Origin of the sequence: Silvimonas iriomotensis, assembly GCF_014645535.1 — a bacterium.
Classification (GTDB): domain Bacteria; phylum Pseudomonadota; class Gammaproteobacteria; order Burkholderiales; family Chitinibacteraceae; genus Silvimonas; species Silvimonas iriomotensis.
The window spans coordinates 216,521-237,569 of the sequence record NZ_BMLX01000004.1 but is presented as its reverse complement, the minus strand read 5'-3'; the positions used below and the strand labels follow the sequence as shown (position 1 = coordinate 237,569).

Below are 21,049 nucleotides of genomic sequence, written 5' to 3'. Positions count from 1 at the left end.
CGGCAGATGGGCCAACCTGGGCAAATTTCCAATTCCAATAATCAGAAAAGGGTTAATAGCTTGAAGCGTCCTGTCTCCATCACCATCATTGGCTGGTTTCTTATTGTGACCGCGGCCTTTAGCCTGATTTCTGTTGTATTCACCTTCAACAATCCCATGGTGCGGGCGTTAATGGAAAAAAGCCCATTGCCGATACCGATCCAGTTTCTGTTGACCTTTGTGGGGCTGCTGGTGACCGTGATATCGGGCGTTGCTCTGCTCAAACGCCGTCACTGGGCGCGGTTGCTTTATAGCGGCTGGAGCGTGCTCGGTTTCGCGGTCAGTCTCGCGACATCGCCGATGAAACCGGCGCTCATTCCAGGCCTTGTCATTTTTCTGATCATTGTTTTTTTCCTGTTCCGACCAACAGCAAATCAATATTTTGCAGCGCAGACGGACACCGCAAATGCGCCAGATTTTTAGCGTCGGCTTTAAAGCCATCGCTGGTTTTTTCCTGTATTCGGTCTGTGTGCTGGCATTTATCAGCGGCCTGCCAACCGGTACCAAGCTGTTCATCATGCTTGGGTTCGCAACACCTGCAGTGATTGCTCTCCTGTTGGGGCTGCTGTTAAGCCGTTTTCAATCATGGCAGCGTGACAGCGGCGCGGTGCTATTGGGCTCAGCAGCCTTCAGCGCTTTTGCTGTGCTCATGTTTGCCTGCTTTCTAATGACAGATGAGTTCAAGCATATGATTCAGCCGGATCACCTCGCATTTTTTGGCGATTACTGGATGGGGGCGGGGTTTATTGTTGGTTTCGCACTTTTGGGTGCGCTGCTAGTCAAAAGAAATACCGCATCAGCATCGTAGCCCATATGAAGTGAGCTTTCGCTTCAATGCAGAGGGTATTCATCCACGAGGCGGTCACTGACAACCCCCTCCGCCCCAGATAGCTGATAGACCGTTACATTCGGCACTCAAACGCTTGAACCCCTCTCCCAGTTAGTAACAACAGTACCTTGTTCGCTTGGATATCAGGCGGACACAGCGTTCTTTCTTTGGCAGCCAGAGAGGACTCCGCCCTGGACACTGGAATTACGTGCAAGGGCCTGACGTCATGGTCGAACCGACGTCACCCCGGGTTTGGGTAGCATCGGGATTTAGCATCCGTTCCTTTTGGATTCGCATGGAGGTGCCTGGTGGCAGGTACTGGGCCCAAGCAGCCGTACGGGCATGGCAGCGCGTTTGTCTGCTTCGGCCGATTTGCCGCCAGCCCTAACCAACTCTGGGCAGCTCATCGGCCTGAGCGGACGCTTGGTATTCTTGGCTTAGCAGTCAGCTTTCGAACTAAAGCAGTCCTTCATCATTTGCCAAACCGGCCTTGTGGCAGTCTCTTGTAACCGATGCCACGAAACAGTTGATTCACGAGGCGATCAGCCGTCTTGCTGTGTGAACACGTCTGGCTTGTAGAGATGGAAGCGCGGGTTGAGCGTATCGCCGGGTTTAGTCAATCGTCTTATTGAGATGCGCGGTTTACCGTACTGCTCCACATCCACAATAAGAAGGTCGTGGCCGATAAGGGTTGCCATGGCATAGCCTTGTATCTGCGCCAGCCGAACCCCATCACTCACGGCTTGAAGCACGCCTTTTTTTGAGCGTGCCTTGACGACATGAATCTCGCCGTTAGAATCAGCCACCCACGTTTGAGTCTCGCTTATCTTGTCATTAGATAAAGCGTCCATCTGTGCGCTCGCATGCATCCAAAGCTTACGTTGGATATCACCAAGATCGGCCTCGCTACCTTCATAGGGGAAGGGCGAAACGACGACTTCTTTGAACAAAACGACGTCGCCGAATGCTCTGCGCTCCGCCTCGACAACGTGCTTCGGGTGGGTTGCACGGCTCGGCCAGACCAGGCCCTCGGCCTCCTGCAACACATGGCACCCACGCTGCCTATCACCTCTCAGAAAGGCCTCATGCGACATCTTTAGCAGTTCATGAAATACGCTAATGAGTCGAGGCGTCTTGATCTTTTTCTCCGCGAAGTGCGCTCCCGCCCGCAGGCTTGCGAAGGCCTCTTCCAGACGTTGGGCTTGGCTGCGCGGGGGGATATCCCAATCGTATTCAGGGAAGTGATCCGGGGCACAGCCAATGATCAATGCCCAACTATCGTGATACTGTCCCAAGGATTCAAATGTCTGAATTTTCATGGCCGTAAGTTGAAGAGATAGGGTTGAAAGACACTCTATCATCATCGACCGCTTCTGGCCGACAGCGGCCAAAGTAGCACGCTGGCCAAAATGCCCGCTTCGGCCGATAAGCAATCGAATCAACACTAAATGACGAACAGCAGACTGCGGATGATTGCCCTGAAAACAGTCACCGCCCGCAGTCCTGCAAAAAATGCAGATATCTCTGTCGCGTGACGGCCAGGTGCTGACTCTAGCCCTTCTGACCAATGCCTGAACCCATTCAGGCACCATTGGCGTTTGGGCATCAATGTGCTTGAATAAGCACGAATGCTGCATTGCAATATCCGGCTACCCTTCCCGGATTCCCCCATGAAAACAGCCCTGATCATCCAGCACGTTACGTTTGAAGATGCCGGTACGCTTACCCCTGAACTGCAGCGCGCGGGTTACAGCATTGAACTGTGCGATGCGACCACGGCCAATTTTGGCTGGATAGACCCGCTGGCGTGGGATCTGGTGGTGGTGTTGGGCGGGCCGGTCGGGGTGTATGAGCAGCATGATTTCCCGTTCCTGGCGCAAGAAACCGCGTTGCTGCGGACACGCCTGGCGGCGCAGCGGCCCACGCTGGGGATTTGTCTTGGCTCTCAGTTGATGGCGGCGGCGCTGGGCGCGCGGGTTTATCCGGGAACAGACGGGAAAGAGATTGGCTGGAAGCCCTTGCAGGCCGCAGCGCAAAGCGCGGATTGCCCGGCCATGGCGCATTTGCTGCTGCCAGCAGTGCCGGTGCTGCACTGGCACGGCGACACGTTTGATTTGCCGGTGGGCGCCAGCCATCTGGCGGCGACAGCGCAGTACCCCAGTCAGGCGTTTTCCATGGGCAACTGGGCGCTGGGTTTGCAGTTCCACCCCGAGGTGTCTGCGGCCGGGCTGGAGCGCTGGTATGTCGGTCATGCCAGTGAGCTGGCGCATGCCGGGATCAATGTTTCTGGTTTGCGGCAGACCAGCCAGTTGCATGCGCCGGCCCTGACGCAGGCGGCAGCGCTGTTCTGGCGTGACTGGCTGGCAGCGCTGTAATCAGGCGACGGCAGAGAACGACGACAACGGGGGCAATTCTGGCTGGTAGGCGCTGGCCACCTGCTTGCCTTGCGGGGTGCGCTGGTCGATCTGTGCCTGGGCTTTGGCTTCCATGGCGCTGGCCTGGGCGGCCACGGATAGATCTTGCGCGGAGGGGTCGACCGGGGCGAGTGCTGCGGCCTGGATGATTTTGGCCTTGCGCACCGTTTCTTCTGGCGTGCGGCCTTCGCTGGCATCAATCTGGACATCGCCACCGTTGGCGTATTGTTTGCCGTCCGGCCCGGTAGTCAGGTTGTAGTTGGGGCCGCCCACGGCCAGCCCGCCGGCGGCGGCCAGGTGGGCCTGTTCATGCGCGCGCGTGTCTTTGTCTATCTTCACCAGCTTGTCGACTTGCTGCTGCTGATCCGGGGTCAGGGCTTTGCCGTCGGTGCCACGCGGGGTGGCGGCATTGCTGGTGCTGTTGCTGCTGTTAGCGGCGTTGCCGTTCTGGCTGGCCTGACTGGTGTTCTGGTTGCCGTTTTGCTGCGGGTTGTTGCCCGATTGCTGGACAGCAGTGCCCGTCTGCGCGGCAGCGCGCACCAGAGTACTGGCTGTAGAGCTGTTCACGGCAAGCATGGCTGCGACAAGAAGATACAAGTGAATGTATGCCAGTCATTTTCTTACTGATTCATTCAGCACCGCAAGACTTTGGCGATACGCGGCCTGGCGCGGCATTGCGGCTGGTGGGCACCGGCAAGAAAGGCGGATAAATCAGCATACCTGAGTGACGCCAGCCGTGTGGCGGCGCGCATACAAAACAAAAACTGTCAGCACAATACAAAACAGACGACAGCGCATCTCAATAAATCATTCATAACCATCTACTAATATGCAGGCCTGTTTACCGTCTGTCTTCAAGCAGGCCGGGCAAGCACACACTGCAGACCACGCTGATTTTCCCCGCATAAACAAACGGCTTTTCTGATCAAACCGGCAAGCAGCCCGGCCAGACATCCGGATGAATGGCATTCAAAGCGCGCGATTGCGAAATCTTCTGTTTGTAAGCAAATACCGAAAGGGCGAGTAAGATGACCATCCGGCAACGTATTGTTCTGCTTGTCGCACTGACCTTTGCGGCCATTGCTGCCATTGGCGGTTATGCCGTACTGCAGTCACGCGCCAATGCCTCTGAAGTACGCCTTGTGACTGAAGGCGTGGTGCCCAGCACCCTGGCCTCTGCCGATCTGATGGCGCGGCTGAAAGATGTCCAGCAAACCACCATGTCTTTGGTCTTTGCGCCGGATGACAACACTGCCACGCAAGCCGCAGATGCGCTCAAGCAGCAGCAGGCCGCGCTGACCCAGAGCCTGCAACAGCAGCAGCGTGAAGCCAGCACGGAAACCCAGAACAAGCTGGTGCAGCAGGCCCAGCAAAGCATGGCCAATTATTTCAGCGCCATTGAAGACACCCGCAATTTCAAGCAGGCAGGCCAGCAAGAGATCGCCGCGGCCACGCTGTTTGCCAGCGTGGCGCAATATCAGGGCGAGCTGGAACAGATTGTGCAGACCCTGCGGGTTGAGAAAAACCGCAGCAAAGACGCCGCCATCAGCGCACTGAACCACAACCTGGCCCGCACGGTCAGCACGGTCAGCGCGGTGACGCTGGCGGCGGTCATCATCCTGACTGCGATCGGCATTTTGCTGTATCGCCAGATTGCCCGCCCCATCAGCCAGATGCAGACCATGATGTCCGGCATTGCCGCCAGCCAGGACTTCAGCCAGCGCCTGCCGGCAGACCGCAAGGATGAAATTGGCCGGTCCATGGTGGCGTTCAACGTCATGATCGAACAGATCCAGACCAGCTCTGCCCTGTTGCGCCAGAAAACGGCCGACATTCAGGCCATGCTGCAGCACATGCCGCAGGGCATTCTGACCGTGCAAAGCGGCAGCATCATCCACCCGGAATATTCGGCGTATCTGTCTACCATTCTGGAAACCGCAGACATTGCCGGCCGCAACGTCATGGATGTGATCTTCAGCAACACCAACCTGTCGGCCGATGCGCTGGCGCAGGTCGACGCCGTATGGGGCGCGTGTATTGATGAAGACGTGATGAACTTCGAATTCAACCAGCATCTGATGGTGGGTGAAGTCGAGAAAACCATGGCCGATGGCCGCATCAAGGTGCTGGACCTGAACTGGTCGCCCATTACCGATGAAGCCGGCAATACCGCGCGCATGATGTTGTGCGTGCGCGATGTAACCGAACTGAGAAAGCTGGCAGCAGAAGCCAGCGACCAGCGCCGCGAACTTGAAATGATTGGTGAAGTGCTGGCCGTGCGCCAGGACAAATTCCACGACTTCATCATTGGCACGCTCCGGTTTGTGGACGACAACGAAATCCTGATCCGCGAGAGCGCCGAGCGCCAGACGGCGGTCATCGACCAGTTGTTCCGCAACATGCACACCATCAAGGGCAACGCGCGCACTTATGGTCTGAACCACCTGACCAGCGTGGTGCATGAGGCCGAGCAAAGCTACGACGACCTGCGCCAGCCGCAGCCGGCCATTGTGTGGGACCAGCAGCAGTTGCTGGCCGAACTGACCGCCGTGCGCACCGCCGTCACGCACTATGCCCGCATCAATGAAGTCAGCCTGGGCCGCAAGGGTGCCGGCCAGGCCGCACCGGCGCCGGAACGCTACCTGATGGTGGACAAAGTGCAAATCCAGGACACGCTGCACCGCCTGGAGCACGTCAACACCAACAACCTGCATGAACTGATTGCCGCGCGCGATGCCGTGCGCAAGACCCTGCGCCTGCTGGGCACGGAAACGCTGTCGCACATGTTGTCCAGCGTGACTGACTCTCTGCCCGACCTTGCCGTAGAGCTGGAAAAAACCGCGCCGCTGGTGGTGTTTGCCGATGAGGGCTACGTCATGCCCGCGCACGCCGGCTATCTGTTGAAGAACGTCTTCATGCACCTGATGCGCAACGCGCTGGATCACGGTCTGGAAGCGCCCGATACCCGTCTGGCACTGGGCAAACCCGCCACCGGCACGCTGGCTGTGGGCGTGACCGTACACGGCGGCAAGCTGCATATCACGCTGGAAGACGATGGCCGCGGCCTGGCGCTGGGCAAGATCAGGGAGATCGCCACTCGTAAGGGCCTGATCGCCGCCGATGCCGCGCTGAACGACGAGGAAACTGCCCGACTCATTTTCTTGCCGGGTTTCTCTACCGCGCAAACCGTCACCAATATTTCTGGCCGCGGCGTGGGCATGGATGCGGTACGCGACTTCATCAAGCGCGAACACGGCGATATCGCCATCCGCTTTACCGATCAGGACGAAGGCGCGCCATTCCGCCAGTTTGCGACCGTGGTCACGCTGCCGGAGAGCTTTGTGGTGCAGATCGACGCCCCGCTCTCCCGCCCGCCGGAGCGCGAATCGGTGCCGGTCTGATCTGGCTCGCCACCGTCTTTTGCCCAATTGCGTTGTGGATTTCTGATTTTTGATTAATTGCTACCGAACTCTGGAGTTCCCTGATGGCACAAGTACTGATTGTTGATGATTCAAGCACCGTTCGCACCGAAGTAAGCGAGTTTCTTAAAGCCAGCGGCATGACGGTAACGGTTGCGGTGGATGGCAAGGATGGCCTGGATAAACTGCGCGCCGACAGTGGCATCAAGCTGGTGGTCAGCGACGTCAACATGCCCAATATGGATGGCCTGACCATGGCCGAGAAGATCCGCGGCGAGCTGAACAACAGCGCGGTCAACATCATCATGCTGACCACCGAAAACAGCCCGGTCATGAAAGAACGCGGCAAGGCCGCCGGGATCAAGGGCTGGATCGTCAAGCCGTTCAATGGCGCCTCTGTCGTCGCCACCTTCAAGAAACTGGCCAGTTAAGGCAAGGGCGCGGGCAATTCATGGAAGTCTTGTTTTACGCGGTGTTCTTCATGGTGGGTGCCTTGCTGGGCGCCGTGGTCACAGGCTGGCGCGCGCGACAGCGCCAGCAGGATTTCGACCTGCTCAAGCGGGCGCAAGACCGACGCATTGCCGAGCTGGAACAACGCCCGGCGGCCGATGATGTGGCCCGGCAGCAAAGCCACTGGCAGCAACAAATGCAACAACTGGAAGCCGCACTGGCCCACGCCCGCACCGCCCACGATCAGTTGCAGGACAGCTGGCCCGACCGCGAAGCCGCTGCCCGCCAGAGCGCGCTGGATGAACTGGGCCAGGCCCAGGCCGTGCGCACCGCCCAGCTGAATGCCACGCTGGCCGAAGAGCACGCATTGCTGCGCCAGGATATCGAATCCTTGCTGGGCATCGTGCAGGTGGTGGAGCGCTGGCACGATGAGCTGCAGGTCATTCTGGTGAATAACCGCGAACTGAAAAGCCAGAACGAAGAATTTGCCCGCATCGTCAAGAACGTGGTCATGCTGGCCCTGAACGCCGCCATTGAGGCCGCCCGCGCCGGCGAACACGGCCGGGGCTTTGCCGTGGTGGCCGATGGCGTGCGCAACCTGGCGCTGACCAGCGCCGACGTCGCCCGCCAGTACCAGCAAAACCTGCACAAGAACGACCTGATCACCACCACCACGTTCCAGGACATGCAGGCCAGCAGCAACATGATCCGCAATGCGGTTTTCGGCCTGCGCGCGGCGGCCGGCAAGATTGATGCTGCCATGGCAGCGGCAGGGTAAACGCCATGTTCACACCCGGCGCCGTGACGGCAATCAGCCAGTTGTTCGAGAACGCCCTGATCGAACACGGGCGCAGCAATCCGCAAGAAGAAGTCGAGGTCGAACGCGTCGCCATGATGGACGAAGGCACCGGCCACCTTGTGGTGTTGAATATCTCGTCTTATCTGTTTCGCATTGTTGCGGTTTTTGAATTCGGCACCGATGAAGCCAGCTGCGCGCACATGGCGCGGCTGACCCGCAGCGCGGCCCCCAGGCTGGAAGGCCAGGCGCTGCATGATGCGTGCTCCGAGCTGGTCAACATGATCTGCGGCGCGGTCAACCGCAACCTGTGTACCGGCTTTCGGCATGTCGGGATGTCGACCCCGTTTGTGCTGGAACGCAACTGTCGCGACTACCTCTCTGGCATCAATCCTGACGGGATCGTGTCTTTCACGGCCACGGTCAACCGCGACATGCAGTTTGGCCTTACCTTGTGCTTTTGCGCTGACCGCACCGCCCAGGTGGACTTTGTCTTGCCGCGCGTCATGGAAGTCGTTGCCGACGCCGGTGAGCTGGAGTTGTTCTGAACCAGCGGCACTTAGTCGGAAAATTCACCCTCGGATATATCCGACTTTGTGGAATCCGACCCTGTCCGCCCCGCTGGCCAGATTGCATGATTCGCTTTTGATTTCAATCACCTGGAAACCCGGTCATGACCCAGCACCCTGAACAGCAGCCCGAACCGCAACCCGCCGCCAGCAGCGCCCGCCCTGGCGCGCTTGCAGACACCCCGTCCACCCCTTTTGAAACCCGCAATCCGGATGCCTTTGCCTGGCTGACCAGCAACACGGCCACCGATGCCAAGCCTGAATAATCCCGCCTGATCATGCCCCTGCACCGGGGCATGATGTATTACACATTCTCAAATTTTTGCGTTAAATCCGATAGTTAGCTTTCATCGGCTCCGCCAGTATTGCGCATTCGACGCGTTGGGGGGCCAACTGCAGTAGCCCTGTAACTGCCGCGCGTCTGTTATTGACCCGCAATAAACAGTAGACAGGAGCAGTAAATGAAAGCAAACGTGATGGCAGTGGCCATTCTGGGTGCGCTGGCCAGCGCGCAGGGTATTTGTGCCGATGATTTCGCCGGCTGGTATGTGGGCGGCAAAGTGGGTGCAAACGTGTCTGATGCTGAAGGTATCTCCACCAGCAACGGCACCAATGTTGACCTGGACAAAGCCACCGCAGCCACCGCAGGGGTTGAAGCCGGTTACAACTGGCAACGCAATGACTGGCTGGTCGGTGTCAGTGGTTTCTATGACTACAACGACAAAGCCAAACATGACATCAAGAACGACGTGCTGGGCCGTCAGACCAAATATGGCAGCCAGGACTACGGCCTTGATCTGAAGCTGGGCAAGCAGATCGACAAGTTCCTGCCGTACGCCAAAGTCGGTTACGGCCATGTGGACGGCAAGGGTGATCTGAATGCCGATCATAACGACTGGCACGCAGGCCTGGGCGTGGAATACAAGCTGGCACCCAACTGGGGTCTGGCCGGCGAGTGGACCACCATGCGCGTGAAGAACAACGACAATCAGCGCCTGAAGAACAACAATTTCACGCTGAACCTGAACTACTACTTTGGTGGCAACGCAGCCCCGGTGGTCGCCACTGCCGCAGCCGTGGTGCCGGCCCTGCCGCAACCCAAGCCGGTGGTTGTCGCACCGCAACCGAAGTGTACCGATGTCACCACCAGCACCCCGGTTCGTCTGGATGGCGCCAACTTCAACACCAATTCGTCGGTGCTGAAGAACAGCGACATCAAGGTGCTGAACGAAGTGGTCAAGGGCGCGCAAAGCCGTCCGGATATCCACTTTGAAGTGGCCGGCTTTACCGACAGCCGTGGCAGCCTGGCCCTGAACAAGCGCCTGTCCGAAAACCGTGCGCTGGCCGTCAAGCAATACCTGGTGTCGCATGGCGTGGATGCATCGCGCATTACCACCAATGGTTACGGCCCGGATCAGGCCGTCGCCACCAACGCGACCGAAGCTGGCCGCGCACAAAACCGTCGTGTGGAAATCCGTTTCACCAAGAACGAAACCACACAGCAATGCAAGTGATCTGCTGATCACCACATTGTTGAAAACCGGGCCACGCGCCCGGTTTTTTTCGTCTGTCTCCGGCGTGATCAGCCGTGCCAGAAGGGGCAACCCAAAACGGATGTCAATGCTTCGTCTTGCCGCAATGCATTCCCGCATCTAGTTTGTAATTTGCGCACAAGCAATGCATCAGGGAAGTTGACCTTGATGCCCATAGCGCGGCCGTACCTTGCAGCATACTGACTGACCTGCGTGAACCCGCTCCATCACAGCCTACTAATAATCAAAAATGTACAGAAGATAATTGCCTCGTCAAATATCAAGAAAGTAACTTGGTTGTCATAAGGGAAAGCGGTTTCATAAGGGCATTCATATTTTTCTGGTTTTTCTTATGGAATCCGCCATGCGCAATCTGCTGCTTGTCTCCGGCACTCGCCCCGAAATCATCAAGCTCGCCCCCCTCTACCATGCCCTGCGTGCCCGCCCGGATACCCGGGTGCAATGGCTGCATACCGGTCAGCATGGTGATATGGCGGATCAGATTCTGGCTTGTTTTGATATCCAGCCTGATATCAAACTGGCCCGCCGCGGCAGCACGCTGGCCGAGTTTTCCATTGGTTGTCGCGCCCAGCTGGAACAAGTCATGCAAACGCCATGGTCGCTGGCCATTGTGCAGGGTGATACCGAAAGCGCTTTTCTGGGCGCGCTGTCGGCGTTCTATCACCACGTACCGGTTGCGCACGTTGAAGCCGGCCTGCGTACCTACAACCCGGAGCGGCCGTTTCCAGAGGAAATCCTGCGGCAGATGATTGGTCGCATTGCGCGCTTTCATTTCCCGCCGACCGAACGCGCCCGTGAGGCGCTGCTTAAAGAAAACATTGCCGACAAACTCATCACGCTGACCGGCAACACCGTGGTTGATGCGCAGAACTGGGTGATCAACAACCGTGGCATAGGCCGCAAGATTGAAGGCCGCGGCCACTTGCTGGTGACCACTCACCGGCGCGAAAACTGGGGTCACGACATCAACGAAATCTGCTACGCCATTGCCACGATTGCGCAGCGCCATCCGGACCTGCAAGTGGTGTTCCCGGTGCATCTGAACCCCGTGGTGCAACAGCCGGTGCACGCCATCCTGGATCATGTGCCCAACGTCAAACTGATCAATCCGCTGGACTATCTGGAGATGCAACAGGCACTGGCCGACGCCTGGCTGGTGCTGACCGATTCTGGCGGCCTGCAGGAAGAAGCCCCCACATTTGGCGTGCCCGTGCTGGTCTTGCGGGAAGAAACCGAACGCCCCGAGGCGCTGGAAGCCGGTTGCGCCAGGCTGGTGGGGACCCGCCGCGACAAGGTCATCGAGACGGTCGAAGCCCTGTGGCAAGACACGGCGGCCTGGCAGGCCATGGCCCGCGCGGGCAACCCGTTTGGCGACGGCAAGGCGTGCGAACGCATCATTGCCACCCTGGAACGTGATCTGGCCTGAGCCCCGGGGTAAACCATGTCATTGCTGGATATCTTTTCCACGTATCTGTACGGCCTGAAACTGATCGCCATTACCGTGGCCGTGATGATGCTGGTCAGCGGCATCGATGACCTGTTTATCGACGTGGTCTACTGGTGCCGGCGCTTCTGGCGCTGGGTCACCATCTACCGGGAACACCAGCGGCTGGATTACACCGCGCTGTATGAGCCAGACGAAAAGCCGCTGGCCATCATGGTGCCGGCCTGGCATGAGACCGGCGTGATCGGCAAGATGGCCGAACTGGCCGCGACCACGCTCGATTACGAGAACTACCACATCTTTGTTGGCACATATCCCAATGACCCGGACACCCAGCGCGACGTGGACGAAGTCTGCGCGCGCTTTCCCAACGTGCATAAAGTGGTGTGCGCCCGGCCCGGCCCGACCAGCAAGGCTGACTGCCTGAACAACGTGCTGGATGCCATCTTGCAGTTTGAGCGCCGTGCCAGTTTTGAATTTGCCGGGTTCATCCTGCACGACGCCGAAGACGTGATCTCTGACATGGAATTGCGGCTGTTCAATTATCTGGTGGGCCGCAAAGACCTGATCCAGATTCCGGTTTACCCGTTTGAACGCAGCTGGACCAACTTCACCAGTCTTTCGTACCTGGATGAATTTGCCGAACTGCACGGCAAGGATGTGCCGGTGCGGGAAGCCGTGGCCGGCCAGGTGCCCAGCGCTGGCGTGGGCACCTGCTTCAGCCGCCGCGCCGTGATTGCCCTGCTGGCCGAAGGCGACGGCATTGCTTTTGATGTGCAGAGCCTGACCGAAGACTACGACATTGGCTTCCGGCTCAAGGCCAAGGGTATGGAAGAAGTCTTCGTGCGCTTTCCGGTGCTGCGGGAAGACAAAAAGCCGAGCTTTGGCATGCGCTTGCTGGGTCAGGTGCCCAGTTCATCCACCGTGATCTGCGTGCGCGAGTATTTTCCCGATACGCTGGCAACCGCCGTGCGGCAAAAGTCGCGCTGGATCATCGGCATTGTCTACCAGGGGTTCAAGACCCATGGCTGGACCAGCAACATGACGCTCAACTACTTTCTGTGGCGCGACCGCAAGGGCGCCATCAGCAACTTCGTGAGCTTTCTGGCCTCACTGATCCTGATCCAGCTCTCTGCCTTGTGGCTGTATCAGCATTACTGGCCCGATGCCTACCGTTTTCTCTCTATTTTCGAGGGCGACCGCTGGCTGGTGCTGCTGCTGTGGATCAACTTCTTCCTGATGGCCAACCGCATGTTGCAGCGGATCATCTTTGTGACCGGCTACTACGGCATTGGCCAGGGGCTGATGGCGATCCCGCGCCTGTTCTGGGGCAACATCATCAACTTCCTGGCCAACTGGCGCGCACTGTCACAGATCATTGCGCAGGGCGATCCGCGCCGCGTGGCCTGGGACAAAACCACGCATGACTTCCCCAGCGTGGGTGGCGAAAACCGCGCCCGCCGGCCGCTGGGCAGCATTCTGGTTGAACAGCGCGCCATTACCGAGGCCCAACTGGCTGACGCCCTGCCACGGCACCGGGCAGACGGGCTCAAGCTGGGAAGCTGGCTGGTGCATCACGGCTGGATCAGCGCAGAGCAACTGGCCGAAGCCGTGGCCGAACAAAGCCATGTCGCGGTGGAGTCGGTTGATGCGTGGCAACTCAAACCGGCGCTGATCAAGCTTGTGCCCGCCAGCGTGGCCTTGCATTACGCCATTTTGCCGCTGCGCGAAGAAGGCAGGAAACTGGTCGTAGCCAGCGAGTCAGACATCGACCCGGTGTCGCTGGCCGCCTTGTCGCGCAAGCTGTCACGGCCGGTACGTTATGTCGTGGCCTTGCGCGGCGAAGTCACCGTGGGCCTGCGCCACTGGTACGTACCGTATCACCAGGAAGACCCCCGCGGATTACTCGACGCCGTGTTGCGCGCGGGCCTGATCACCGCAGAGCCGGCCCGGCGCCTGTGGCAGCACTATGTTCACCAGCAGGTGCTGTTTGCCGAGATCCTGATGTCGCTGGGGCATATTGATGCAGCGGCACTCAAAGCCCTGCTGCTGCGCCACGAACGCACCTCAGAGAGCCTGGGCGAGTTTCTGGTCGGCCAGGGGGTGATCAGCGCCGAGGTTCTGCAGCACGCCCTGCACCTGCAACATGAATTGCAATCAACCATGCCCGCCTTGCTGGTGGAGTCCGGCGTGGATGCTTCCAGTCTTAAACAGATCCGTTCCGCCGCCGCATGAAAACCAGACCCAGACTTCTACCCGCCCTCATTGCCCTTGCCCTGGCCGCGCCTGCCCTGGCCGCACCCGATGCGGCCCAGCGTATCGACCTGGGTAGCGAGGTCACCGGCTACCGCCGCTTCATCATTTACCCGCACCTTGAAAAAGCCTTCAGCCTGCAGCAACGCGGCGACATGACTGGCGCCATTGGCGAATTCAAGGCCGCGCTGAAACTGGCGCCCAACAACGCGACATTGGCGCTTTATCTGGCCGACGCCTACGAGCGCAATGGTCAGCCCGATCAGGCCTTGACCACGCTGCGCACCGCCCGCCAGGCGGCACCGCAAGACGCGCGGATTGTCGAAGCGCTGGCCGTGCTGCAAGGTGTCCAGGCGGCCCCTGCAACACCGACTGAAACAGCGCCAGCCCAGCCCGAAGCCCAACCTGAACCGGCCGCCACGGCAGAAGCGACTGCACCCGCGCTGGTCCCCGCCCCTGCTGGCGGCGATTGCCAGGCCGACCAGACTGCCGTCTGCAAAGCCATTGCCGGGAACGCCGCGCTGCGCCTGGGCAAGTTGGCTGACGCCCAGAAAGAGCTGGATGACACCGACTTTGCCGCCACGCCAGAGGGTATTTCGCTGCGTCATGCGCTGGTCCAGCGGGCCATTTTTCTGCGCGATACCGACCGCGCGCTCGCCCAGTTGGCCATCCTGAACAGCAGCGGACAGCTCACGGTCAATGAACGCAGCCAGTGGATCAACCTGCTGCTGGCACAAGGCCGTTTGAGCGAGGCAGAAAAACTGCTGGCGCAAGCAGGCACCGCTCGCCCGCGAGATCAACTGGCCTATGCCCAGGCACTGGCACAAAAAGGCGATACTGCGGCGCTGGCGCGTTATCTGGGGGGCAAACAGCCCAGATTCCAGACCCTGGAAGAAGAACGGCAATGGATGAACCTGCTGCAACGTGCCGACAACAGCCGTCTTTATGCAGACTACAAGCCGGCATATGCTGCCAACCGGCAAGAACAGGCCAAGGTGCTGATCCCGGTCTTACTCAGCCAGGGCGACGACAACGCCGCCCAGCGTTTGCTGGAGCAGATTCCGGCTGACCAGATGTTGCAAGAACGCTTCGCGCTCTCGATCAAGGCCAATCAGCTAGATATCGCGCAGCAACAGGCGCTGGCTTTGCTGGATCAACGCAATAACGATCCCGTTCTGCTCGATAGCCTGAGTTACCAGCTGATCAGCGCCGGCGGCCAACCGCAAGCGGTGCATGTGCTGGTCAGCAACTGGCCGTTTGAAAACGCCCAGCCCGCCCGCCGCAGTAGCTTGCTCAAACGGCTGGCCGATCTCGTCAATGACAACCCGGCGCTGCTCAGCGCATCGGATCGGGCGGCGCTGTCCAGCCCGCTGGGTACGCCCGGCCAGCGCGGGCACCAGGCGGCGGTGTTTGCCGGCTTGCAGGATTGCGCCAAGGTGCATGAACTGCTGGGCGATCTCTCATCCGGCTACAACCATGACGACTGGATGCGCCTTGGCAACTGCTACATGCCCGATCAACCGGGCCTGGCGCAGTATGCGTATGAACAAGCCGCCGCGCGGGAAGACGACGTCTACGCGCGGCGTTCGCTGGCCTATGCCGCGTTTGCCAGCCAGGATTACCCCACCGCCCTGCAGGCCTGGCAATCAATCAAACCCGCAGAGCTGATGCCGGCAGAGTTGATCTCTGCCACCACAACAGCGCTGGCTGCCAACGGCAAAGCCGCCGCCAAAGCCTGGCTGGACGAATACCAGGATCGGGGCGCGGTGTTTGATGACGAATACTGGTGGCTGCGCGCGCAAGATGCCGTCACACCGGCCGAGGAGCGCGACGCCCTCAACCGCGCCATTGCCTACCGTGAAGACGCCCGGTACTACGCTCGCCTTGCCACGCTGCAAAGTGCCGACAAGCAATATCAGGACGCCGTGGCATCGCTCAAAAAAGCCGAAGTCCTGTCGCCGGACGACCCGGACCTGCAAGCGACGCTGGGTTATGCGTACTGGTTTGCCGGCGACGCCCCGCGCTCACGCGTCGCGCTGGAAAACGCCCGCGCCACTTACCCGGACGATATCGGCATTACCCAGCAACTGGTCTACAGCAGCCAGCGCATGGTCGATAACACCGCCGCGCGCGCCTATGCCCGTGACGTGATCGACTGGTACGAAACCATTCCGTACGGCGATCGCAGTGATGATGAGCTGGATCAGGAGTTCGGCTTCAAGCGCCTGCATGAAGACCTGGGCCGCCGCTGGAGTTTCTCTGCTGGCGCCTTTGCCGGCACCAACGCCGGTTCCATTGCCAACGCGCCGGAACCGGGCAACGCCTACCGCAGTTACTCGCAAGTCGAGGCCGATTACCGGCTGGGCGATCCGGCCATCCGCGATGGCAAGACGCTGGAGGCCTACGCCCGCGTGTTTGCCGGCAGTGGCAACGACAACGACAGCTACCAGGCGCTGCCGATCTACTCGCCCATGCTGGGCACCGGTATCCGCTGGAAGCCCTTGCGCGACTGGACGTTCTTCCTGGCCGCCGAATACCAGACGCCGCTGGATCGGGGCCGCGATACGGTGTCTGACTTCATGCTGCGCGCCAGCGCCTCGCTTTTCAACGATGGCAAATACAGCGACGACTGGCATGAATCCGGCACTGGCTGGGTGGCACAGAACCTGTATCTGGATGCCGCGTATTACCTGCATCAGGAACGCACCGCCGCCACCGCAGACTACCGTGTGAGCTACCACCAGAAGATCGAGCGCGGCCAGACGATCGAACCGTACACGCACATCCAGTACAACCTGATCGACCAGCACGCCTACAGCCGCGATGTCCGCGCCGGTGCCGGGGTGCGCTGGAACTACTGGTACGGCGAGAAACGCTACGACGCCTATCCCAGCAAGATCAGCGTGGGCCTGGAGTTCCAGCACGCCTTCAACACCTATCTGAACGAAGACAACACCGTGTTTCTGACCTTTGGAGGATTGTGGTGATGCGCGCCGCCAAACTCGCCCTGTTGGCCTTGCTGAGTCTGCCGGCCCTGGCCCACGCCATGACAGCCTTGTTTTACCAGCCGCAAACACGCGACAACAGCGTGCCGGACGCGGCCTGGCCGGGCCTGTTTGCCAGCGTGAAACACGCCGGTTTCGATACGCTGGTGGTGCAATGGACGCAAAATGGCGAGGCTTTTGCCACGCCGCAGGAAAAAGACTGGCTGGCCCAGCGCATGACCGATGCCCGCAAGGCCGGGCTCAATCTGGTGATCGGACTCAATGGCGATCCGGACTTTTTTGTGCGCCAACGACAACCGCTGCGCATTCTGGAGACGTATTTTCGCAGCCACAGCCACGCGGATGCCCAGCTGGCGCAGTACTGGGTGAAGCGGCTGCGCGCTGACGCCATCAGCGGCTGGTATCTGCCACTGGAAATTGACGACGTGCGCTGGCGCGATGCCGAGGCACTGACCAGCCTGAGCCACTGGCTAAGCCAGTCTGCCGGCCAGGTACGCAAAGCGGCCGACAAACCGGTGTACACCAGCAGCTTTTTTGCCGGGCATATGGCGCCGCAGCAGTTCGCCGCCATGATCGGCCAGGTGGCGCAGCAAAGCGGCGTGAAAGTGTGGGTGCAGGACGGCGCGGGCACCGGCAAGCTCAATGCCGCTGAACGCGGCGTGTACCTGCAGGCGCTGGGCCAGTGCGACAAACCGGCTGCCCGGGGCGTGATTTACGAGATTTTCCGCCAGACCGGCACGGACGAGGCGTTCACCGCAGAGCGCCGTTCGGTCGATGAAGTACGCACGCTGTTGCAGCAGCGCGCGCCGTGCCAGGGCGATAGCGTGTTTTTCTCGCTGCGCTATCTGCCGTCGATTGACCCGGCACTACCGCACTGATCGGGCCGCTTACGACTCCGTCTGCGTGAGCCAGTCACGCAGGCGGGCCTGCACGCTGGTCAGTTCGTCCCCCGCCACAATGGCGATCTCTTGCGCCTGGGCGCGGCTGGCTTCACGCAGCGTAGGCAAAGACAGGCTGGCCAGCATGGCCTCTGCCCGCATCCCGCCCAGACCCGACACGCTATCGAGCTTGAACAGCGTGGTCAGCCCCACCCCTTTGTCGGCCATACCGGCGTTGATGGTTTTGGCTTCAATCACGTAGAGGTGGTTGTTGCACAAAATGACCACATCGAACTCGTTGGATACCCCGTTGGGCAAACTCACCCGCACGCTGGCGGCAGCGTCCTGAATGGGCAGATCGCCCACCAGCGTTTCTACCTGGCGCAGCAACCACCATTCAAACCAGCCACCGCCCAGAAACTGGCGGGCATCAAACTGATCCAGCCGCAAACGCAAATCCGGCAAGATCTGGCACAAACCCGTGGCACGCAGGGCAGAGATCAGCGCGGGCTCGTTGGGAATCGGCAAGCGGGTTTCGTGTTCTGCCGTCAGCAAGGAACACACGCCGTTGAGCTTGTTGATCAGCTCCGGGTGATCGACCGACAAATGCGCCAGCACATCAGCCGCGGCATCCATCTGCGCCTTGGGCCGGTGCAAGCGCCGGCTGCACGACACAATGCCAATGCCGTACACCGCAAAATAGCTTTCCAGCGTGAGGCGGTCTTCCACATTGCCATCGTCACTGGGCAGGTCATGCGGCGGGTGCGCCAGCCAGTGGATCTGGTCGCTGGAAGGATTGACCACAAACGCCGGCACCTGATGGCCCAAAGCCACTTCATGCGCAATGGCACTGTGGATGGGGTTGGCACCAGACAGGTTGAACACGTAGGGCAACTCGCCACCGGCAATGATTTCCTTCAGCCGCACGCGGATCGGCTCCGGATGCCAGCCGTGCGGAATCGGCATGACCGAGGTATGCAGATTGGCCTCGCGGCACACGCTGGCCATGTAGTTGGCGCGTTCAATGTGCGTGGCATCTGCCAGCAGCGTGACATTGCGGATCTTGAAACGCTGATCCAGCGCGGGCGTGATCAGATCGGGTTCGGGCGCGTCAGCAAATGCGATCAGATGGCGGTGCATCGGGCAGGGTGTCCTTGGCAGGCTGCGGGGCTGCCGTAGCATATATCGCAAATCAGGCGAATGTCGCTTACAGGCTTGTCTGATACGACAAACGATGTACAATCCGCTCCGTTGTCATTGGGGAGTAGCCATCTTCCTGCAGGCTCTGGCCTGTCTGAGAAGAGGTCACGTCAACAAACTTGAAGCCCCCGCTTCATGGCGTGATCAGTAACAGGTGCCCAACCTGTTTGCCCGGCGAGACCTTTGGCCACGATGCGCTTTGCCACGCCGGGCAAGCCGTATCGTTGCGCCATTGGTTTATCTTGCTTGCCCGGCCGTGCTTCGTTCCCATGCTGCTCACCATCATCCTGTTTTTTGCCTCTGCGCTCGCCATTTATCTGGCCTGTGAATACTTCGTGAACGGTATCGAGTGGTGCGGCCGTCACATGAAGCTGGGCGCCACCGCCGTCGGCACCGTGCTGGCCGCCTTCGGCACCGCCTTGCCCGAAAGCGCCGTGACCTTTACCGCTGTTGTTTTCGGCCAGACCGACAAAGCCAGGGACATTGGCGTAGGCGCTGCCATGGGCGGCCCGCTGGTGCTGGCGACCGTGGCGTACGCCGTGGTCGGTGGCGCACTGTGGCTGAACCGCCGCCGCCTGGGCCGGCCGGATCGCACCGTGCAGGTCGACAGCAAGCGCCTGGCGGGCGACCAGCTCTCGTTCCTGTCCATCTTTGTGTTCAAGGTCGCGCTGGGTCTGGTCGCCTTTGCCATCAAGCCATGGCTGGGCGTGTTGTTCCTCGCCGCTTATGCGCTGTATGTCTGGCGCGAAATCAGCAGCGCCGACACCGCACCGGAAGAGGAAGAGCTGGAGCCACTGAAGATTCGTCCGCACAACGCCAGCATGGGCTGGGCGGCGACGCAATCGTTGATGGCGCTGGCCGTGATTGCCGTGGCCTCGCATACCTTTGTGGCGCAACTGGAAACCATCGGCATGGCCCTGGGTATCGCCCCGCATATCGTCGCGCTGTTGCTCAGCCCGGTGGCTACCGAATTGCCGGAAATCATGAATACACTGATCTGGGTGCGCCAGGGCAAAGAGCGTCTGGCGCTGGCCAATATTTCTGGCGCCATGATGATCCAGGCCACCATTCCCAGCGCGCTGGGGATCTTTTTCACACCGTGGATGTTTGATGCGCCCTTGCTGGTATCCGGGCTGATTACTGCGGCGGCGATTGTGTTCTTGTGGAACATCTTCCGGCGCGGGCAGGTGGATTGCAGCCGGCTGGTGATGGTGGGGGGGTTATATCTGGCGTTTGCGGTGTATGTGGGGGTGCATTTTTATGGGTGAGGGTGAGGGTGCTGGCGGGTGGGAGGCCAGTTGCATCACTGGCTGGGCTAGAAAACCTTGAACAGCTTGTTAGCGCCTTCGGCGCGGGTTTGAAGGCATTTTGATACCCGGGGTGCCGGGCCCACCCTACTTTCTTTGCTTCGCCAAAGAAAGTAGGCAAAGAAAGGCGACCCCAGCCTGGCGGCCCTCCGGGCTTCCCTCAGTCGGTCGGGAGCTTGGGGTCTCCCTCCACTCCTTCGGCGCTTGGCTTTAATGGGGGAGGAAAATCAAAGGCAACTGCAACCCCAAAAACCACCTGCAACTGCAAAACCCCAAAAACCAAAGCAACGGCAACTGCACTGGCGAAGGCCCGGTGTCAGTAGTAGTGGCGGAAATGGCAGTGGTAGCGGCAACGGTAAATCCAACTCGCACCCCACTGACTCGTCATTCCGGCGGAGGCCGGAATCCAGTTCGCAGCCCAACGGGCTGCTTTCGGTGGCCTACCACTGCCGTCTTGTGCTGATTCCGTGGTGCTTGCATGCATCGCAGCTGGATTCCGGCCAAGGGGGCCGCCGAGGTCCGGAATAACGAAGTGGTAGGGCAAGCCAATCATTCTTGCTGGCCGTGGCGTAGGGTGGATTCGCGAAGCAATCTGCCGCTGCGATAGTGGACTGTCGCTCTGCTCCGATTCCACCCTACGTCTGGCGCTCACGTCCTTGCCCGCAAAAGGGGGACGCCAAAGTCGGGAATGGCGGGTCAGCGGAACGCACGCCACGTAGACTCCGCCTTTGCCTTTGCCTTTGCCCTTGCCTTTGCTGTGGCTGTTGCTGTTGCTTTTCGGGGTTGGGGTTGGGGTTGGGGTTGGGGTTGGGGTTGGGGTTGGGGTTGGGGTTGCTTTTGACGTACCTCCCCTTGACTGCGCCGAGCATCGCAGCGAAGTCCGGGGTTGCGGC

Annotated in this window: 17 protein-coding genes and 1 riboswitch; of the genes, 14 read left to right on the top strand and 3 right to left on the bottom strand. The window is 60.0% G+C overall.

Features of this window, described 5'->3' with window-relative positions; translation table 11 throughout:
• The first annotated feature begins 60 nt into the window (after positions 1-60).
• Complete coding sequence (locus tag IEX57_RS15600; protein ID WP_188705274.1) at positions 61-462, top strand: hypothetical protein; 402 nt, start codon at positions 61-63, stop codon at positions 460-462.
• Positions 446-847 (top strand): hypothetical protein, encoded by a 402-nt coding sequence (locus IEX57_RS15595; protein ID WP_188705273.1) that lies wholly within the window; start codon positions 446-448, stop codon positions 845-847. Before IEX57_RS15600 ends, IEX57_RS15595 begins: the two co-directional genes overlap by 17 nt.
• Positions 848-1,410: 563 nt before the next feature.
• On the opposite strand, the gene IEX57_RS15590 is transcribed toward IEX57_RS15595, so the two are convergent.
• Positions 1,411-2,505: a hypothetical protein gene (locus IEX57_RS15590; RefSeq protein ID WP_188705272.1), complete on the bottom strand. Its 1,095-nt coding sequence runs from the start codon at positions 2,503-2,505 to the stop codon at positions 1,411-1,413.
• Between the two features lie 33 nt (positions 2,506-2,538).
• Between IEX57_RS15590 and IEX57_RS15585 the strand changes: the two genes are divergently transcribed.
• Positions 2,539-3,243 carry a glutamine amidotransferase gene (locus IEX57_RS15585; RefSeq protein ID WP_188705271.1) on the top strand — a complete coding sequence of 235 codons (705 nt, stop codon included), beginning with the start codon at positions 2,539-2,541 and terminating at the stop codon, positions 3,241-3,243.
• Here IEX57_RS15585 and IEX57_RS15580 read toward each other — a convergent pair whose 3' ends face one another.
• Positions 3,244-3,849 carry a putative metalloprotease CJM1_0395 family protein gene (locus tag IEX57_RS15580; RefSeq protein WP_229709053.1) on the bottom strand — a complete coding sequence of 202 codons (606 nt, stop codon included), beginning with the start codon at positions 3,847-3,849 and terminating at the stop codon, positions 3,244-3,246.
• 461 nt (positions 3,850-4,310) lie between these two features.
• Between IEX57_RS15580 and IEX57_RS15575 the strand changes: the two genes are divergently transcribed.
• From IEX57_RS15575 to IEX57_RS15530, 10 genes are all read left to right on the top strand, one after another.
• The gene (locus IEX57_RS15575) at positions 4,311-6,683 is read left to right on the top strand and encodes an ATP-binding protein (RefSeq protein ID WP_188705269.1); all 2,373 of its coding nucleotides are present in this window, start codon (positions 4,311-4,313) and stop codon (positions 6,681-6,683) included.
• Positions 6,684-6,766: 83 nt separating this feature from the next.
• Entirely contained in the window at positions 6,767-7,132 is a 366-nt protein-coding gene (locus tag IEX57_RS15570; protein WP_188691937.1) for a response regulator, read from the top strand.
• Between the two features lie 20 nt (positions 7,133-7,152).
• Positions 7,153-7,929, top strand: a complete 777-nt coding sequence (locus IEX57_RS21460) for a methyl-accepting chemotaxis protein (protein WP_373285200.1) — start codon at positions 7,153-7,155, stop codon at positions 7,927-7,929.
• 5 nt (positions 7,930-7,934) lie between these two features.
• Positions 7,935-8,495, top strand: coding sequence for a hypothetical protein (locus tag IEX57_RS15560; RefSeq protein WP_188705268.1), 561 nt, complete (start codon positions 7,935-7,937; stop codon positions 8,493-8,495).
• A 125-nt stretch (positions 8,496-8,620) separates the two neighbouring features.
• Complete coding sequence (locus IEX57_RS15555; RefSeq protein ID WP_188705267.1) at positions 8,621-8,782, top strand: hypothetical protein; 162 nt, start codon at positions 8,621-8,623, stop codon at positions 8,780-8,782.
• 195 nt (positions 8,783-8,977) lie between these two features.
• The gene (locus IEX57_RS15550; protein ID WP_188705266.1) at positions 8,978-10,030 is read left to right on the top strand and encodes an OmpA family protein; all 1,053 of its coding nucleotides are present in this window, start codon (positions 8,978-8,980) and stop codon (positions 10,028-10,030) included.
• Between the two features lie 382 nt (positions 10,031-10,412).
• Positions 10,413-11,495, top strand: a complete 1,083-nt coding sequence (gene wecB, locus IEX57_RS15545; protein WP_188705265.1) for a non-hydrolyzing UDP-N-acetylglucosamine 2-epimerase — start codon at positions 10,413-10,415, stop codon at positions 11,493-11,495.
• 15 nt (positions 11,496-11,510) lie between these two features.
• The gene (nfrB, locus tag IEX57_RS15540) at positions 11,511-13,748 is read left to right on the top strand and encodes a cyclic di-3',5'-guanylate-activated glycosyltransferase NfrB (RefSeq protein ID WP_188705264.1); all 2,238 of its coding nucleotides are present in this window, start codon (positions 11,511-11,513) and stop codon (positions 13,746-13,748) included.
• Complete coding sequence (locus IEX57_RS15535; RefSeq protein WP_188705263.1) at positions 13,745-16,753, top strand: NfrA family protein; 3,009 nt, start codon at positions 13,745-13,747, stop codon at positions 16,751-16,753. Before nfrB ends, IEX57_RS15535 begins: the two co-directional genes overlap by 4 nt.
• Positions 16,753-17,649 (top strand): DUF4434 domain-containing protein, encoded by an 897-nt coding sequence (locus IEX57_RS15530; RefSeq protein ID WP_188705262.1) that lies wholly within the window; start codon positions 16,753-16,755, stop codon positions 17,647-17,649. The genes IEX57_RS15535 and IEX57_RS15530 overlap by 1 nt, the downstream gene beginning before the upstream one ends.
• A 9-nt stretch (positions 17,650-17,658) precedes the next feature.
• Here IEX57_RS15530 and IEX57_RS15525 read toward each other — a convergent pair whose 3' ends face one another.
• Positions 17,659-18,789, bottom strand: coding sequence for a Card1-like endonuclease domain-containing protein (locus IEX57_RS15525; RefSeq protein ID WP_188705261.1), 1,131 nt, complete (start codon positions 18,787-18,789; stop codon positions 17,659-17,661).
• A 107-nt stretch (positions 18,790-18,896) separates the two neighbouring features.
• A riboswitch (yybP-ykoY riboswitch) is annotated at positions 18,897-19,116 on the top strand.
• A gap of 2 nt (positions 19,117-19,118) precedes the next feature.
• Here IEX57_RS15525 and IEX57_RS15520 point away from each other — a divergent pair.
• Positions 19,119-20,117: a sodium:calcium antiporter gene (locus IEX57_RS15520; protein ID WP_188705260.1), complete on the top strand. Its 999-nt coding sequence runs from the start codon at positions 19,119-19,121 to the stop codon at positions 20,115-20,117.
• The last annotated feature ends 932 nt before the right edge of the window (positions 20,118-21,049 follow it).

Coding starts and splice junctions, on each gene's coding strand:
- IEX57_RS15590 (WP_188705272.1), bottom strand. CDS start 2,505: ATGCAGCATTCGTGCTTATTCAAGCACATTGATGCCCAAACGCCAATG.
- IEX57_RS15555 (WP_188705267.1), top strand. CDS start 8,621: ATGACCCAGCACCCTGAACAGCAGCCCGAACCGCAACCCGCCGCCAGC.
- IEX57_RS15570 (WP_188691937.1), top strand. CDS start 6,767: ATGGCACAAGTACTGATTGTTGATGATTCAAGCACCGTTCGCACCGAA.
- IEX57_RS15595 (WP_188705273.1), top strand. CDS start 446: ATGCGCCAGATTTTTAGCGTCGGCTTTAAAGCCATCGCTGGTTTTTTC.
- IEX57_RS15585 (WP_188705271.1), top strand. CDS start 2,539: ATGAAAACAGCCCTGATCATCCAGCACGTTACGTTTGAAGATGCCGGT.
- IEX57_RS15530 (WP_188705262.1), top strand. CDS start 16,753: ATGCGCGCCGCCAAACTCGCCCTGTTGGCCTTGCTGAGTCTGCCGGCC.
- IEX57_RS15550 (WP_188705266.1), top strand. CDS start 8,978: ATGAAAGCAAACGTGATGGCAGTGGCCATTCTGGGTGCGCTGGCCAGC.
- wecB (WP_188705265.1), top strand. CDS start 10,413: ATGCGCAATCTGCTGCTTGTCTCCGGCACTCGCCCCGAAATCATCAAG.
- IEX57_RS21460 (WP_373285200.1), top strand. CDS start 7,153: ATGGAAGTCTTGTTTTACGCGGTGTTCTTCATGGTGGGTGCCTTGCTG.
- nfrB (WP_188705264.1), top strand. CDS start 11,511: ATGTCATTGCTGGATATCTTTTCCACGTATCTGTACGGCCTGAAACTG.
- IEX57_RS15525 (WP_188705261.1), bottom strand. CDS start 18,789: ATGCACCGCCATCTGATCGCATTTGCTGACGCGCCCGAACCCGATCTG.
- IEX57_RS15560 (WP_188705268.1), top strand. CDS start 7,935: ATGTTCACACCCGGCGCCGTGACGGCAATCAGCCAGTTGTTCGAGAAC.
- IEX57_RS15575 (WP_188705269.1), top strand. CDS start 4,311: ATGACCATCCGGCAACGTATTGTTCTGCTTGTCGCACTGACCTTTGCG.
- IEX57_RS15535 (WP_188705263.1), top strand. CDS start 13,745: ATGAAAACCAGACCCAGACTTCTACCCGCCCTCATTGCCCTTGCCCTG.
- IEX57_RS15520 (WP_188705260.1), top strand. CDS start 19,119: ATGCTGCTCACCATCATCCTGTTTTTTGCCTCTGCGCTCGCCATTTAT.